At 72.5% G+C, this 14,666-nt stretch carries 12 protein-coding genes; 1 reads left to right on the forward strand and 11 read right to left on the reverse strand.

What is annotated here, in order from left to right; translation table 11 throughout:
- Positions 1-123 precede the first annotated feature (123 nt).
- The 4 genes from IF99_RS0103015 to IF99_RS0103030 all read right to left on the reverse strand — a co-directional run bounded on the left by IF99_RS0103015 (position 124) and on the right by IF99_RS0103030 (position 5,434).
- A complete protein-coding gene (locus IF99_RS0103015; RefSeq protein ID WP_030994722.1) occupies positions 124-1,641 on the reverse strand; it encodes a catalase in 1,518 nt (505 codons plus the stop codon).
- Positions 1,642-1,960: 319 nt separating this feature from the next.
- Positions 1,961-2,752 (reverse strand): phosphatase PAP2 family protein, encoded by a 792-nt coding sequence (locus IF99_RS0103020; RefSeq protein ID WP_030994723.1) that lies wholly within the window; start codon positions 2,750-2,752, stop codon positions 1,961-1,963.
- Positions 2,753-2,755: 3 nt separating this feature from the next.
- Complete coding sequence (locus tag IF99_RS0103025; RefSeq protein ID WP_030994724.1) at positions 2,756-3,709, reverse strand: YihY/virulence factor BrkB family protein; 954 nt, start codon at positions 3,707-3,709, stop codon at positions 2,756-2,758.
- Complete coding sequence (locus tag IF99_RS0103030) at positions 3,710-5,434, reverse strand: diacylglycerol kinase family protein (RefSeq protein ID WP_030994725.1); 1,725 nt, start codon at positions 5,432-5,434, stop codon at positions 3,710-3,712. It lies immediately after the preceding gene.
- Between the two features lie 441 nt (positions 5,435-5,875).
- On the opposite strand from IF99_RS0103030, the gene IF99_RS0103035 reads away from it, so the two are divergent.
- Positions 5,876-7,204, forward strand: a complete 1,329-nt coding sequence (locus IF99_RS0103035) for a cation:proton antiporter (protein WP_051703338.1) — start codon at positions 5,876-5,878, stop codon at positions 7,202-7,204.
- A 40-nt stretch (positions 7,205-7,244) separates the two neighbouring features.
- Here IF99_RS0103035 and IF99_RS0103040 read toward each other — a convergent pair whose 3' ends face one another.
- From IF99_RS0103040 to IF99_RS0103070, 7 genes are all read right to left on the reverse strand, one after another.
- Positions 7,245-7,931, reverse strand: a complete 687-nt coding sequence (locus IF99_RS0103040) for a DUF2238 domain-containing protein (RefSeq protein ID WP_030994727.1) — start codon at positions 7,929-7,931, stop codon at positions 7,245-7,247.
- A 490-nt stretch (positions 7,932-8,421) separates the two neighbouring features.
- Positions 8,422-8,664, reverse strand: a complete 243-nt coding sequence (locus IF99_RS0103045; RefSeq protein WP_030994728.1) for a hypothetical protein — start codon at positions 8,662-8,664, stop codon at positions 8,422-8,424.
- A 562-nt stretch (positions 8,665-9,226) separates the two neighbouring features.
- Positions 9,227-10,078, reverse strand: coding sequence for a class II fructose-bisphosphate aldolase (locus IF99_RS0103050; protein WP_030994729.1), 852 nt, complete (start codon positions 10,076-10,078; stop codon positions 9,227-9,229).
- Between the two features lie 92 nt (positions 10,079-10,170).
- A complete protein-coding gene (locus IF99_RS0103055; protein ID WP_030994730.1) occupies positions 10,171-11,121 on the reverse strand; it encodes a DMT family transporter in 951 nt (316 codons plus the stop codon).
- On the reverse strand, positions 11,118-12,110 hold the full coding sequence (locus tag IF99_RS0103060; protein ID WP_030994731.1) for an N-acetylglucosamine kinase: 993 nt from the start codon (positions 12,108-12,110) through the stop codon (positions 11,118-11,120). The genes IF99_RS0103055 and IF99_RS0103060 overlap by 4 nt, the downstream gene beginning before the upstream one ends.
- Positions 12,111-12,159: 49 nt before the next feature.
- Positions 12,160-13,323 (reverse strand): SIS domain-containing protein, encoded by a 1,164-nt coding sequence (locus tag IF99_RS0103065; protein ID WP_030994732.1) that lies wholly within the window; start codon positions 13,321-13,323, stop codon positions 12,160-12,162.
- Positions 13,320-14,615: a D-tagatose-bisphosphate aldolase, class II, non-catalytic subunit gene (locus tag IF99_RS0103070; RefSeq protein WP_030994733.1), complete on the reverse strand. Its 1,296-nt coding sequence runs from the start codon at positions 14,613-14,615 to the stop codon at positions 13,320-13,322. Before IF99_RS0103070 ends, IF99_RS0103065 begins: the two co-directional genes overlap by 4 nt.
- Positions 14,616-14,666: the final 51 nt, after the last annotated feature.

The raw sequence follows: 14,666 nt of genomic DNA on the forward strand, positions 1-14,666 counted from the left end.
CACCACAGCGGTGCCGGGCGCGCGATGGCTCACACGGGCCGAGCGGGCGCGGGGCGGCACAGCGGCCGGGCGTGGGACGGCCCCGCCGCCCGGAGCGGGTGGCGGGGCCGGAGGGGCGTGGGCTCAGGCCTTGTGCTGCATGGACTCGCGGGCCGGGTTGGCCTGCTTCTCCGCCTTGGGGTCGCGTTCCCCCGCCTTCGCGCGGACGCCCTCCTCGATGCGGGTGCCGGTCTCCTCGTCGATGTTCCGCCAGTAGGCGAAGGCGCGCTCCAGGACCGGTTCCGTGACGCCGTTGAGCAGGTGGCCGACGACGTTCTCGACGAGCCGCTCGCGCGCGGCCTCGTCCATGACCTCCCGTACCAGCTTGTGCGCCTGCCCCCAGTCGTCGTCCTCGGCATGGCTCACATAGGCGGCGCGGGTGATCTCGCCGTCCGCGTGCCAGCTCGGCGGGGTGCCGAAGCGCTCGGTGTCGGCCGCCGGGCCGCCCTTGGAGTTGGGCGCGTAGACCGGGTCCGTCGTCTTGCGGAAGGCCATCTGGCCGTCCTTGGAGTACGAGTGGACGGGGACGACCGGGGCGTTGACGGGAAGCTGCTGATAGTTGGCGCCGATGCGGTAGCGGTGGGCGTCCGCGTAGGAGAACAGGCGGCCCAGGAGCATCCGGTCCGGGCTCGGGCCGATGCCCGGCACGAAGTTGTTCGGCTGGAAGGCCGCCTGCTCGATCTCGGCGTGGTGGTCGGTGGGGTTGCGGTCGAGCGTCATGCGGCCGACCTCGATGAGCGGGTAGTCGCCGTGCGGCCACACCTTCGTGAGGTCGAAGGGGTTGAAGCGGTAGCCCTCGGCGTCCGCGTACGGCATGACCTGCACGTACAGCGTCCAGCTCGGGAACTCGCCGTCCCTGATGTGCTCGAAGAGGTCCCGCGTGTGGTAGTCGGTGTCCGCCGAGGCCATCTGGTCGGCCTCGTCCTGGGTGAAGTACTCAAGACCCTGGTCGGTCTTGAAGTGGTACTTGACCCAGAACCGCTCGCCGCTCGCGTTGCTCCACTGGTAGGTGTGCGAGCCGTAGCCGTTCATGTGCCGCCACGTGCGCGGAATGCCCCGGTCGCCCATGAGCCAGGCCACCTGGTGCGCGGACTCGGGCGAGAGCGTCCAGAAGTCCCACTGCATGTCGTGGTCACGCAGGTTGTTGTCCGCGCGGCGCTTCTGGGAGCGGATGAAGTGCTGGAACTTCATCGGGTCCTTGATGAAGAAGACCGGGGTGTTGTTGCCGACGAGGTCGTAGTTGCCCTGCGAGGTGTAGAACTTCAGGGCGAAACCGCGCGGGTCGCGCCACGTGTCCGGGCTGCCCCGCTCCCCCGCCACGGTCGAGAACCGGGCGAGCAGTTCCGTGCGCGTCCCGGGTTGGAACACCTCCGCCTTCGTGTACGCCGTCACGTCCCCGGTCACCTCGAAGTGGCCGAAGGCGCCGCTGCCCTTGGCGTGCGGCTGCCGCTCCGGGATGCGCTCCCGGTTGAACTGGGCCATCTGCTCGATCAGATACCCGTCCTGAAGCAGCAGCGGCCCGCCCGCTCCCACGGTGAGGGAGTGCTCGTCGCTCTCGACGGGCGCACCCGAGTCCGTGGTCGTCGCCGGGATGTCGGACATGTGGCCGCCTCTCCTCGCTGTCGTGCGCGGCGCTCCGCTCCGCCGGAGGCGGTGGAGGCCGCTCCGAGCGGGTATCCGCCGGGAGCGGAAGCGAAACATCCGGGGCCCATGTGTTCACCCGGACGGGGCGGAGCGGGGAGGGACGGCCGGGGGCGCTCCGGAAGGACGGGACGAGGAGGCCGCGCGGTCGCCCACCCTGCCTGACGGCCGCGCGGCGGGCCGTGAGCACCGCGCCGCACGCCAGGGGCGGAGCGTGCACGGCGCCGCAGGCGGGGAGCGGCCGCTCGGCGAGGACGGGTGAAGCCCCCGGCCGCCGCGCTCAGGAGCCGACGGGCCTGCTCTCGTGCGGGTCCGGCTCCGGGTGCGGCTCGGTGAGCTCGGGTTCCAGGCCCTCCCTGAGCGCTTCGCCGGTGTGCCCGGTGTCGGCGCGCCAGCTCCGGAAGGCCCAGGCGGTCGCCGCGACGACCACGAGGCCGAGCAGGCAGCCGCCGACGACGTCGCTGAACCAGTGCACGCCGAGCGCGACCCGCGTGAAGGACACTCCGACGACGGAGACGACGCCGACCGCCCAGCACACGGGCCGCCACGCGCGCGGCACCAAGGGCAGCAGGACGAGAACGAGGACGGCGAAGGAGGTCGTGGCCGTCATCGCGTGGCCGGAGGGGAAGGAGTAGCCGGGCGCGTGCGCCACCGGGTCCTGGAAGACGGGGCGGGCCCGCTCCACGGCGAGCTTCACGAGCAGTCCCACGACCCCCCCGGCCACCGCCGTGACCCCCGACCAGGCGGCGAGCCGCCACGCCCGCCGGTACAGCAGCCAGCAGGTCAGGACGGCGACGGCGAGGCGCAGCGTCACCGGGTCCCACACGTGGTCCGACAGGAAGCGCAGTGCCGAGGTCCACGCCGGGTGGTCGAGCGCGAGGCGGTTGAGCCGGCCGGCCGCACCGGCGTCGACCCTGTGCAGCGGTTGCCACTTGGTCTCCACGAGCACCACGAGCAGCCCGAAGGGCACGGCGGCGAGCGCGGTGACGGCGGCGGCGCCGAGCAGCCGGACACCGAATCTGCGGTCGGCGGGCCGCCGGTAGCGGTCGGCGAGGCGGCGCGGCAAGGACACGGGTCACACTCCGGGATCTGGTTGCACGGGTCCGGGCACATGGGCGCGGGAGGCTTCGAGCTGGGCGGCGAAGGAGAGGCCGAGGAAGAGGGCCACCGAGGTGAGGTACGCCCACAGGAGCAGCGACATGAAGGCGCTGAGCGGCCCGTACACGGTGTCGAAGGAGCCGCTGAGGCGCAGGTACAGGCTCAGCAGCCAGGTCAGCAGGGTCCACAGGCTCAGGTACACGCCGGCCCCGAACGCGAGCCAGGTGTACCCGGGTTGCTTGCGGCGCGGCGCGCTGCGGAAGACGACGCTCGCGGCGATGAGGGCGAGCAGCAGCCCGACGGGCCAGCGCCCGTACTCCCACACGGTGCGGGCCTGCCCGCCGAGCCCGTAGACGGTGCTCGCCGCGGCGGCGAGGTCGCCGCCCGCGATCATGACGACGAAGCCGAGGCCGAGCGGGAGGCCCGCGGTGAGGGCCATGACGAGGCCGCGCCCGTACTTGAGGTGGAAGGGGCGGTCGCGCTCGTTGCCGTAGATGCGGTTGGCGCCGCGCTCGATCTGGCACATCGCGGTGGTGACGTTGACGAGCGAGAAGATCGCGCCGAACCACAGGGCGATCTCGTCGCCGTCGCCCGCCGCGTGCTCGCCGCGTTCCAGCGCCTCGTCGACGACCTGGGTGCTGGGCCCGGCCGCGACGCTGTGGAGGGTGAGCTGCGCGAGCCGCCCCAGGTTCTCGGTGTGCAGCGAGGTGGAGAGGCCGACGAAGGCGATGACGAGCGGGATGACGGCGAGCACGGTCTGGAGCGCGAGGGCGCGCGCGTTGGTGAAGCCGTCCGCGTACCGGAAGCGGACGAAGGAGTCCCTGACGAGCTGCCAGCGTCCGTAGCGGCGCAGCGCGGCCAGCGCCTCGTCGGCGGACAGCTCCTCACCGGTCATGTCCCGTGTCACCGGGACCTTCGAGACGGTGCCCATCTACTCGGTCACCACCCGCGTCGCCGGGGGCGTGTCCGGCGCGGCCCCTTTCTCGCGCGGGACGAGGACGGTGAGCGCGCCGGGGAGCACGGAGACCGTCAGCCGGGTGCCGCGCGCGGCGCTCTCGCCGTCGTACTCGCGCGGCTGCGGGGTGGCGAAGGTGAGTTCGGCGTGCCGGAAGCGGAAGTACTCGACGGGCGGCAGTTCCTGCCCCGCCGCCGCGCCGTCCTTGTGGCTCAGCAGGGTGCGCAGGGCGCGCAGCCAGCCGCCGGCGCCGCGCGGGTCGAGGACCAGCAGGTCGAGGTGGCCGTCCTCGGGGCTGGCCTGCGGGAGGAGCCGGACGCCGCCCTGGAGGGTGCCGACGTTGGCGACGAGGACCATGCGCGCCTCGCGGCGCAGCGCCGGGCCGCCGTCCAGGCGCAGCGTCACCTCGGTACGGCCGCCGCCGATCTCCTCCATCCCCGCGAGGACGTAGGCGGGCCAGCCGAGGGCGGACTTGGCGCGGTCCCCGGTGCGTTCCATGACGGCGGCGTCGAGCCCGGCTCCGGCCATGACGGCGAAGCCGGTGGGAGGCAGCCCGTCGCCCTCGACGCGGCCGAGGTCGACCCGGCGGGTGCGCCCGGTCAGGGCGGACTCCAGGGCCTTGGCGGGGTCGAGGGGCAGACCGAGGTTGCGGGCGAGGAGGTTGCCCGTGCCGCTCGGTACGAGGGCCAGCGGCACACCGGTGTCGGCGAGTTCCCCGGCGACGGCCCGTATCGTCCCGTCGCCGCCGCACACGACGACGAGCGCCGCCCCCCGGCGGACCGCCTCGCGCGCCTGGCCGGGGCCGGGGTCCTCGGGGGTGGTCTCCAGGAACTCGACGTCATTCCTGCCGTGCCGCCCGAGCAGGGCGCGCAGTTCCTCGCGGGCGCCCGCGCCGGTCACGGAGGGGTTGTGAACGACGAAGACCGTGCCCTCGGCGAGGGCGGGCGTGCCGGTGGGGGCCTCGGTCGCCGCGTGCGGCGCGGCGGCCACGGTGGCGTCCACGAGCAGGAGCCGGGCGGCGACGGCCACCGAGATCAGGCCGTTGACGAGCCCGCCGACGACGTCGGTCGGGTGGTGCATACCGCGGTAGAGCCGGGCCAGGGCCACGAGGAGCGGCAGCAGCACGAGGAGACCGGCGAGCACCCGGCGCCAGGGCGACCGCATCCGGGTCAGCACGAGGACGGCCAGACCGGTGTAGAGCGCGGTGGCCGCCCCGGTGTGCCCGGAGGTGTAGGAGGAGGTGGGGGGTGAGGCGTCGAGGCGGTGCACGTCGGGCCGCTCGCGGTCCACGCAGAGCGTGATGACGAGGAAGACGAGCGCCTGGGTGGAGACGGCGACGGCGAGGAAGACCGCCTGGCGCCACCGCGGCAGCCGGGGGATCAGCAGCAGCCCGAGGCACACGAGCAGCGTGCCGATGATCACGGTGAGCGTGTTGCCGCCCTCCGAGGCGACCGAGGAGACGGTGGTGAGAGTGCTGGTGCGTATCTCCTCCAGCCCCTCGTCGATCGCGTCCTCGGCGGTCATCGGCCACACGTGCTTCGCCGGTCCGGTGATGAGCAGCCCGGCGCCGACGAGCAGCCCCGCCTGGGTGGCGGTCAGCACCCCGAGACGGCCCAGGGCACCCGCGCTGCCGCGCGGCAGCGTGAACCCCGCGCGAGGTGTGCGCTCGTCGGCCGGTCTCGCCGGCACGGATACGGACATCGGTACCCCCCACATTCGGCGCCCGTCCGGGCGCGCTCCCGGCCGGCTCTCTTCCGCCGGTCCTCAGCCGTTTGCCCCTGCCGGGGCCGGTTCAGGCCGACCGGTTCGCAGGAAGGGCGCTGAGGGGCGCGGGAGGGGGCCGCGCCGTGTGACGGGCGGGTTCGCGGGGACGCCGGGGCCCAGGTGGGGGCGCCGCCGCCCTCCGTGCCCCTCCCCCGGCCCGTCGCACCCGCGCCCACGGGCACCCGTCGTCGGCTCGCCGAGCGGGGAGGCCCAGTTGTCGTCCGGTCGCGCGAGCGGGTCATCGGCCGCGGCGGGCGTGCGTCACACCACCAGGGGTACCGGGTGCCTGGGTGATCATCCCTCGGCCCGGGCGCGTACGCGCGAGGACGCGGGCCGCTCGCTCTCGTTCCGCTGTCGACACATCAGGTGGGTACGCGCATGGATCTCTCGGGCACAGACCTGACCTACGGACTGCTCGGTCTCGGCGCCCTCGGGGCGGCGATGCTGCCCACGCTGCTGAGACGGTGGGCGATATCGATGCCCATGGTCTTCCTCGGTCTGGGCTTCGTGGTCTTCCTGCTGCCGCTCGACCCGCTGCCCACGCTGGACCCCGTCGCTTCCGGCCCCGTGGTCGAGCACTTCACGGAGGTGTGTGTCCTCGTGGCCCTCATGGGCGCGGGGCTTGCCATCAACCGGCCGTTCGGCAGGCGTACTTGGGCCACGACGTGGCGGCTCCTGGGCGTGGCCATGCCCGTGACCGTCCTGGCCGCCACCGTGGCCGGCTGGGGGCTGCTCGGCTGGGCGCCCGCCGTGGCGCTCCTGCTCGCGGGTGTCCTCGCCCCCACCGACCCCGTGCTCGCCGGGGAGGTGCGGGTGGGCGAGCCGACCGACGCCGAGTTCGACGAGGACGAGACCCGCTTCGCGCTCACGAGCGAGGCCGGGCTCAACGACGGGCTGGCCTTCCCCTTCGTCATGGCGGCGCTGGCCCTGTCCGCCGCTTCGGCCACCGGCTGGTCCTGGAGCTGGACGGCGCACTGGGTCGGCTACGACGTGCTCCTGCGGATCACCGTCGGCGCGCTCGTGGGAACGGGGATCGGGGTCCTCCTCGGCCGGCTCATCTTCCGGGCCCGCCCGGCCTCCCTGCGCGTCTCCGAGCGCAGCGAGGGCTTCGTCGCGCTCGCCGTGGCTTTCGTCTCCTACGGCCTGACCGAAGTGCTGCACGGTTACGGCTTCCTCGCCGTCTTCGCCACCGCCCTCAGCCTGCGGGCCGCGGAGCGCACCCACGGCTACCACCGCGTCATGCACTCGTTCATGGACCAGATCGAGCGACTGCTGACCGCCCTCGTCCTCTTCCTCGTCGGCGGATTCCTCGCCCAGGGCGGCCTCGCCGCTCTCACCTGGCGCGGCGCGGTGTTCGGCCTGCTCCTGCTTCTCGTCATCCGTCCGGTCACCGGCTACCTCTCGCTGCGCTCCACCGCTGCCGAGCGGCGCGAACGAATCGTCACCGCCTTCTTCGGCATTCGCGGTATCGGCTCGTTCTTCTACCTCTCCTACGCCCTCGGGCACGCGCACGTGGCGGCCCCCGCCGCGGAGCTGTGGGCGACGGTGACCTTCACGGTGGTGGTGTCCGTACTGCTCCACGGTGTCCTCGCGACGCCGGTGGTGCGCTACCTCGACCGCCGTGATGCGCGGGCCTCGCGGGGCACGTCCGAGGCCGCGCCGGACTCCGCGGACCGGAGCCTCACGCCGCACGAGCAGCGGCGGTGAGAAGGCAGCCGGAACCGGCCGGGCGACGCGACGGCCTCGCTCAGGAGGCGGCGCCCGGCCTGTCCCGGCGCAGACGGACGAGGGCCCGGTCGTGGACACGGCTCAGGAGCAGCAGGGCACCGGTGGCCCCGATCAGAGCGCAGAACATGTCCCACTGCGTGTCCCAGACGTCCCCCTGTGTGCCCAGGAAGGCGTCGGCGGCCTCGCCTCCGGTGACCGCGGCGAGCCATTCCAGCATCTCGAAGACCGCGCTGAACGCCAGGCAGGCGCAGACGGTGAGCGGCGCCAGCCAGCGGCTGCCACGCAACGGGGAGGTCCTGACGAGGAGTTCGCGCACCAGGATGGCCGGGACGAAACCCTGCACGAGGTGGCCGAAGCGATCGTACGGGTTGCGCTCCCATCCGAGCCAGTCACGCACCCAGTCCCCCGCCGGCACCTCCGCGTAGGTGTAGTGGCCCCCCACGATGAGGACCAGCGCGTGCGCCGCCAGCAGCCCGCAGAGCAGGTCGCTCAGCGGGAAGCGACGGCGCGTCAGGACCGCCAGTGGCAGGCCCGCCATCACCCACACCGTCTCCAGCGCCCAGGTGGCCGGATCGGCCGCGCCGAACCGCGACGCGAGGAGCGCCGCGCTCACCGCGACGGCGAGGACGGCCGGCAGGCGGCGCCGAGGCGACGGACTCGCCTCCGGCGTCGAAACGGGGGCGGCGGCGGGGCGGGTGGCGGTCATCGCCAACTCCTCGTGTTCGGGGCGGACCCCCACTCTCGGGTCCCGCGCCCACCGGCCTCATGAGTACGCGCACTCAGACCACCGCGTCGCACCGCCCGGTCGGAGTGAGTGAGAGCGGAAGCCAGGAGCGTTCCCGCGCCCGCCGCGCACAGGCGCGCGATCCCCGGGGGCTCCCGTACCTCACCGTGCGCCCGCTCTTGCTTGAGGGCGCGACGCGAGCTTCTACCGGCGCAGGCGGAAGGGCGCCACGTCGAGGACTGGCCCCTGCCCCTCCCCGCCGACGACCTGCCGGCCCGTTCTCTCCGGAACCGGGCCTGCCCGTGGACACGGACGGTCGGGGAGCCCGTCCGGTCCGGCACGAATCCAGCCGGACCGGACGGCGGAGAAAGCCGAACCGCTACCTCACGGAGGCGGATGCCGGAGGGCGACCGCCCAGCCCCGAGACAGCGCGTTCACCTTTCCACCTGACCCGACGCCGCGCGCGGCTAGGTCAGTTGGCGTAGTCAGGGGTCAGCATCCAGGAGTTGCCGCCTTCGTCCTCCATGCAGGCGAAGCCCACGATCGTTCCGTTGGCCTGCAGGGCGTTGCCCCAGTTGATGCAGTCCTGGATCGTGCCCTTGCCCGGGATGTCGGCGCCCTGACGCGGTGTCGCCTGCGCCACGCCGACAGCTATGCCGGAGAACGCCAGGAGGCCGGCCCCGACGACTGCCATCTTCTGAAGGGACTTGCGCATTCTTCGCTCCGTTTCGTCTGGGGGTGCGTGCCCGGAGGCACCTGCCCGTGGGGGGTGAGCGCGAGCCACCACGCGTTCGCGCGGCGGTGGTGCGGTCCTGTGCGGCACGGTGTGCGTGCACGCCTCGCGCCCGACACGGTCACACGTGTGCGACCCCATGTGGTGTGCGCACGGGGATCCCCGAGGCGTTCGCAGTCGATCACACCTGCGAACCTCCACCCCAGAGGCGGCGAAGGCTTGTTACACACCCCTGACGGCTGTCACATCGCGGGCACAACCAAGGAGGCGACGCCGTCCGGCACGGCCCATAGCGCCCTCCGCTCGACGGAAGCAGTCGTGCGGCTCACGAGAGCCCGCACGACTGCACAGGGGACGTTCACCCCGAACGCGGGGGGTCGCCGGTGTCATGGTCATCGCTGCCGGAGCTGGACACCCTGCGGCCGTGTGTCGGTGAAGGTCTCGCTCCAGCCGCCGCAGGACTGGCGGAAACCTCTTCCCCGATCAGCAAGGCGTCCTTCGTGGCGCGGCGCGGCAGCTCCCGCACCAGGGAAAGCCGGCCCGCTCAGCCACTCACCACACCGAGGAGGACCCGGACCGTCTCCGCCATCGCGTCCCGGCCCTGGGCGACGTAGGGGCGGGGGTCGGTCAGGTCGGGCCGGGCCGCCAGCGCCTCGCGGACCGCGCCGGTGAACGCGACGTTGAGCGCGGTACCGATGTTGATCTTCACGATGCCCGCCCGGACGGCTTGTCGCAGCTCTTCGTCCCCGACGCCCGACGAACCGTGCAGCACCAGAGGCACGGGCACGGCCTCCCTCAGGCGTTCGATGAGCGCGTGGTCCAGGGTCGCGGAGCGCTGGGTCATCGCGTGGCTGCTGCCGACAGCGACGGCCAGGGCGTCCACGCCGGTGTCCGCGACATAGCGCGCCGCCTCCCGCGGGTCGGTGCGCACCCCGGCCGCGTGGGCGCTCGCGGGGGCGTCGGGCTTGCCGCCCACATAGCCGAGTTCGGCCTCCAGCCACAGTCCCGCCCCGTGGGCCCACTCGGCCGCGGCGCGGGTGGCGGCGAGGTTCTCGGCGTACGGCTGCGCCCCGGCGTCGAACATCGCGGAGGAGAACCCCGCGTCGGCCGCCGTGCGCAGCAGCCGCATGTCCGTCACATGGTCCATGTGCAGTGCGACATCCACGTCGCAGCCCTTGCCGACCTCGGCCGCTGCCCGCGCGATCGGCTCGACCCGGCCGCCGTGGAACCGTACGGCGTTCTCGCTGATCTGCAGGATCACCCCCGGGGCGCCCGCGGCGGCGGCACCGGCGGTGATCGCCTCGGCGTGCTCCAGCGTGATCACGTTGAACGCCGCGACGGCCCGGCCCGCGGCTGCGGCCTTCGAGACGAGTTCGCGCGTGGGAACCAGGGGCATGAGGGAGTCCCCTCGCTTTCATGTCGGTTCGGTGGGTACGGGCCGGTGGGCGGCCCGTACCACTGCGTCGTGCGGCCGGTACGGCCAGGGGGTCAGGACTTCTGCGGGGCCGGAGTCACGTCCGCGCCGTCGTCCACCGCCCCCGGGGCCACGGTGTTCTCGCCGCTCTTCTCGTCGCTGTAGACCATCAGGGTCGAGCCCGCGAGGGCCAGCACGATGCCGAGGGTGCCCCATACGTTGGGGAGCGTCTGGTAGACCGCGAGGGACAGCACGATGGTCAGCACGGGTGCCAGCGCGTTGGTGACGGGGGCGACCACCGTGGCCTTGCCCCGGCTGAACGCCATGACCAGGAACAGCGCGCCGACCGCGTTGAGGACCTGCGTCACCGCGGTGAGCGCGGGCGCCTGCCACGGGGCACCAGAGGGGAAATCGCCCATCATCACGAACGCCACCGGCACCAGCAGCAGTCCACTGATGGTCATCCAGCCGAAGGTCGTCGCGTCGTTGACCCCGACCACCGCGGCCTTGCGCATGCAGAACGCCTGCACGCCCCAGGCGACGCAGATCAGGATGGCCATCAGCAGCCACGGGCCGTGCGAGTTCGCGTCGTCCTTGCCGCTGGGAATGCTGAGCAGCACGATCGCCGCGAGCGCCGCGACGACACCCACGAGGGCGAGCCGGTTGATCCGCTCGCGCAGCAGCACCATCGCCATGAGGACGGTGACCACCGGGGAGAGCGAGACGAGGGGGAAGATCAGGTACGCCGGGCCGTTGGCGAGCGCGTGGAACAGCAGCAACTGCCCGCCCGCACCGGTCAGTCCCGCGATCAGTCCGTACACGGCGGCGATCGGCCGGCGGTCGAACCTGTTGCCGCGCATCGCGAAGTACGCGGGGATGAGCATCGTGAAGGCCCAGATGATGTAGATCATCTCGTTGGGGTAGCCGTACCTGCTGTTCGGCTCACTGGAGAAGGCGCCCCACACGCCCCAGAACAGGACCAGCAGCGACGCGTACACGATCCAGCTCTTTGTGCCTCTGTTCATCGGTCGTCCTCTCCTGAGGCAGGGGTTCTGCGTGCCGTGCGCAGCGCGTCGAGCGCCGGCTGGTCGAGCGGGGTTCCCGCGAGTTTCGCCGCGTACAGGGCGGCGCCTACGACAGGCTCGTAGAGAGGGTGTCGCAGCTCATAGGTGGTGAAGCGGTTCTTCAGTCCGGAGGCGAACGCCTCCAGGACCGTGTGGGCGCCGAAGGTGCCGCCGGAGAAGGAGACCGGTACGGTCTCGTCCGGGCCGAACTCCAGCCGCTCGCGGGTGACGTCGACGAGCAGGGCGAGTTCCCGCCCGGCGTCGGTGAGGATCTCGGTGGCGGCCTCGTCGCCCAGAGCGGCCGCCTCGGCCACCGAGCGGCTGAGCGCGGCGATCCGGCTCCGGTCGCCCTGCCACTGGTTGTGGACGACGTCGATCACGTCGAGGTCGGACGCCAGCTCCAGGTGGCGCCGGAACACCTCGGCCAGGGGGCCCTCGGGGAGCCGCCCGTCGCCCATCCGTGAGAAGGCGTTGAGGCCCCGGACCGCGATCCAGTGCGCCGATCCCTCGTCGCCGAACATCTCGCTCCAGCCGCCGACACGCACCCCCCGGCCAAGCCGCTCGCCGTAGGTCATCGAACCGGTGCCGCTGATGACGTTGATGCCGTCGACCGCGCCCAGCGAACCCGCCCAGCCGCAGACCATGTCGTTGTCGCAGGCGTAGCGGTCGTGTCCGAGCACCGCTCGCGGGGTCGCGTTCAGGACAGGCAGATCACGGGCCGCCTCCCCGTAACCGGGCAGCCCGAAAAAGGCGTACTCGACGTCGGCGGGAGTCACCCCCGCCGCCGCGCAGACAGCGTCGACGCCTTCCTTCAGCACACGCTCGACAAGCTCGATGCCGTGCGAGAAGTAGTACGAACTTGCCGCCTGTGCTCGCGCCACGACGTGTCCGGACCGGTCAACCATGCAGAAGGCGGTTTTCGTACCGCCTCCGTCGACACCCAGGAACATCGTTGTACCTCCGTCCGGCGCACTCGAACCGCGCCGTCGATGCCTTTGATCAGTTGTGCAAGGAGTGCAAGGTCACGCCCCGCACCACGCGGTTGACCTCACCCGAGGGGAACGGGTTGTCGGGCCGCAGGCCCCGGGCCAGCGAGGCGCGCAGGGCGATGAGCTGGGCGTACACCACGGCGGACAGCGCCAGGGCGACATCCTCGACGCCGTCGAGGCCCGGGAGCGGCCAGGCGTCGGCGCCCGCGCCCTCTGTCCCCGCGCCGGAGTCCGCGGAGACCGTGACGACGCTGCCGGCGGGCAGATTCCCGCGCAGCTCCGCGGAGATGTCCTGGTCGTACTTGCGGGTGTACGGGTCGTTCGACACGTACACCACCGCGACCGAACGGTCGTTGAGCACCGCCTTGGGACCGTGCCGGAATCCCAGCGAGGATTCCGCGACGGCCATGAGCGTCCCCCCGGTGAGTTCGAGCACCTTCAGCGCCGACTCCTCGGCGAGGCCCTTGAGCGGGCCGCTGCCGAGGAAGACGATCCGCTCGGGCGCGTTCTCCAGGAGGGCGCCGACGGTGCGGTCGACGGCGCCGCTGTCGGTGATCGACTCGGCTGCCCGGGCCAGGCGTTCGGCGACGCCGTCGTAGGCGCTGCCGCCCAGGGCGAGCAGTGCCGCGAGCGTCATGCACGTGAAGCTCGACGTCATGGCGAAGCCGCGGTCGTTGGACCCGGGCGGCATCAACAGCACGTGGGACGTCGGCAGCTCCGCGTGTTCGCGCGCCAGGCGGCCCTGCTCGTTGCAGGTGATCACGAGGTGGTGCACCTCGGAGAGGACCTGGTCGGCCAAAGCGGTGGCGGCCACGGACTCGGGGCTGTCGCCCGACCGCGCGAAGGAGACCAGCAGCGTGGGCACGTCCTCGGCGAGGCAGCCGCGGGGGTCGGCGACGAGATCCGTGGTGGCGACCGCGTCGACGCGTCGCCCCAGACGGCGGGCCAGCGCGGGCTGGAGCACCTGGCCGGCGAAGGCGGAGGTGCCGGCGCCGGTGAGCACCACGCGCAGGTCGCCGCGGGCGACGAGCGGACGCAGGAAGGCGTCCAGCGCGTCCCGGTCGGCCGAGACGATCCGGTCGACCTCGCGCCACAGCGCGGGCTGCTGGGCGATCTCGCGGACGGTGTGGGCGGCGCCGTCGTCCAGGGACAGCGTGCCGGAGGGCGTGGTCACACGTGCTCCTTCTGATTCGGGTGGGAGGCGCGGTCGTAGTCGCGCAGGACATCGCGGACGTGGTCCACCACCAGGTCGTGCGGCCGGGCGGCGAGCTCGCCGTGGCGGACACGGGCGTACTGGAGCGGAAGATGTGCGCTGAGCAGCGGCAGGGGGATGCCCACGGCCGAGAGGTTGTCCAGGAGCCGGGCCTGGGCCTTCTGGATCTCGGGGTCGGGCCAGTAGTAGCGCATGCGGTCGCTGTAGCTGTAGCGGCGTGCGAGCCGCTGCTCGGCGGCGTCGCCCGGGTAGTAGCCCTCCCACGTGGCCGGCTCCGCGAGCATCCGCCGCTCGACGACCTCGGGGAGCCGGGACCGCTCGGCGGCCGGCACCAGTTCGTCCTCGATCGCGGCGAGGGCGAACAGCGCCTCGCGCAGGGCGAAGGTCAGCCCGGGACCCACCTTGAGGACCGCCCAGTGGTCCTCGACCAGCGCGGTGAGCGCCTCGGCGGTCTGGTAGTCGGTCGAGTGGGCCTCGTAGACCATGGTGGGCTCGTCGTCGAGTACCTCGCGCAGCTCCTCGGTCAGCTCCCGCCGGTAGTCGACGACCTGGAGGTGGTCGAACTCGACGGCCGGCTGGACGACGAGCGCCATGACACGCGGCCAGACCTCGTCGATCCCGTACCGGGCGAACGCCTTGCGGTGCTCCTCCAGAGTGGTGCGGGCCGCCTCGGGCGTGGTCGGGACGAGAGCGCCGAGCGTCTCGTGCGCGCCGCCGGGCGTGGGCACCTCGGTACCGATCACGTACCGGATCCGCTCGGCCCGCTCGGGGCCGGCCGTCTCCTCGGCCACGCGGATCAGCCGCGCGGCGCGTTCGGCGACCACGTCGTCGGTCAGCGGTACGGGGTCACCGGCGCACGGGAAGCTGCAGTCCAGGTGGATCTTGGTGAAGTCCGCGGCGACGTAGGCGGCGACCAAGGCGTCGGCCCGCTCCATCGCCTCGTCGGGCGTCAGGGACTGCCACCGGTTCGGCCCGAGGTGGTCGCCGCCGAGAATCACCCGGTCCAGTGGCAGACCACTTTCGGCGGCGATGCGGTACACGAGGTCACGGAAGTCCGCGGGCCGCATGCCCGTGTAACCGCCGTACTGGTCGACCTGGTTCGAGGTCGCCTCCACCAGTACGGGACCACCGCTCTCCCGTGCTTGCACCACGGCCGCCTCGATGACCAGCGGATGAGCCGAACACACGGAGGTGATGCCCTGCGGCTCTCCGGCCTTCTGGCGCCGGACCACCTCGCTCAACGGGCTCTGCATTGCCAACCCCTTACTCCCCGTGCGTTTTGAGCCCTTTCGCCACGTTGGCCG

This window comes from Streptomyces sp. NRRL F-5630, from assembly GCF_000719475.1.
GTDB lineage: Bacteria > Actinomycetota > Actinomycetes > Streptomycetales > Streptomycetaceae > Streptomyces.

What these genes read in the sequence shown, in the direction of transcription:
- IF99_RS0103015 (WP_030994722.1), bottom strand. Translation starts at nt 1,641, where the DNA reads ATGTCCGACATCCCGGCGACGACCACGGACTCGGGTGCGCCCGTCGAG.
- IF99_RS0103025 (WP_030994724.1), bottom strand. Translation starts at nt 3,709, where the DNA reads ATGGGCACCGTCTCGAAGGTCCCGGTGACACGGGACATGACCGGTGAG.
- IF99_RS0103030 (WP_030994725.1), bottom strand. Translation starts at nt 5,434, where the DNA reads ATGTCCGTATCCGTGCCGGCGAGACCGGCCGACGAGCGCACACCTCGC.
- IF99_RS0103035 (WP_051703338.1), top strand. Translation starts at nt 5,876, where the DNA reads ATGGATCTCTCGGGCACAGACCTGACCTACGGACTGCTCGGTCTCGGC.
- IF99_RS0103040 (WP_030994727.1), bottom strand. Translation starts at nt 7,931, where the DNA reads ATGACCGCCACCCGCCCCGCCGCCGCCCCCGTTTCGACGCCGGAGGCG.
- IF99_RS0103045 (WP_030994728.1), bottom strand. Translation starts at nt 8,664, where the DNA reads ATGCGCAAGTCCCTTCAGAAGATGGCAGTCGTCGGGGCCGGCCTCCTG.
- IF99_RS0103050 (WP_030994729.1), bottom strand. Translation starts at nt 10,078, where the DNA reads ATGCCCCTGGTTCCCACGCGCGAACTCGTCTCGAAGGCCGCAGCCGCG.
- IF99_RS0103055 (WP_030994730.1), bottom strand. Translation starts at nt 11,121, where the DNA reads ATGAACAGAGGCACAAAGAGCTGGATCGTGTACGCGTCGCTGCTGGTC.
- IF99_RS0103060 (WP_030994731.1), bottom strand. Translation starts at nt 12,110, where the DNA reads ATGTTCCTGGGTGTCGACGGAGGCGGTACGAAAACCGCCTTCTGCATG.
- IF99_RS0103070 (WP_030994733.1), bottom strand. Translation starts at nt 14,615, where the DNA reads ATGCAGAGCCCGTTGAGCGAGGTGGTCCGGCGCCAGAAGGCCGGAGAG.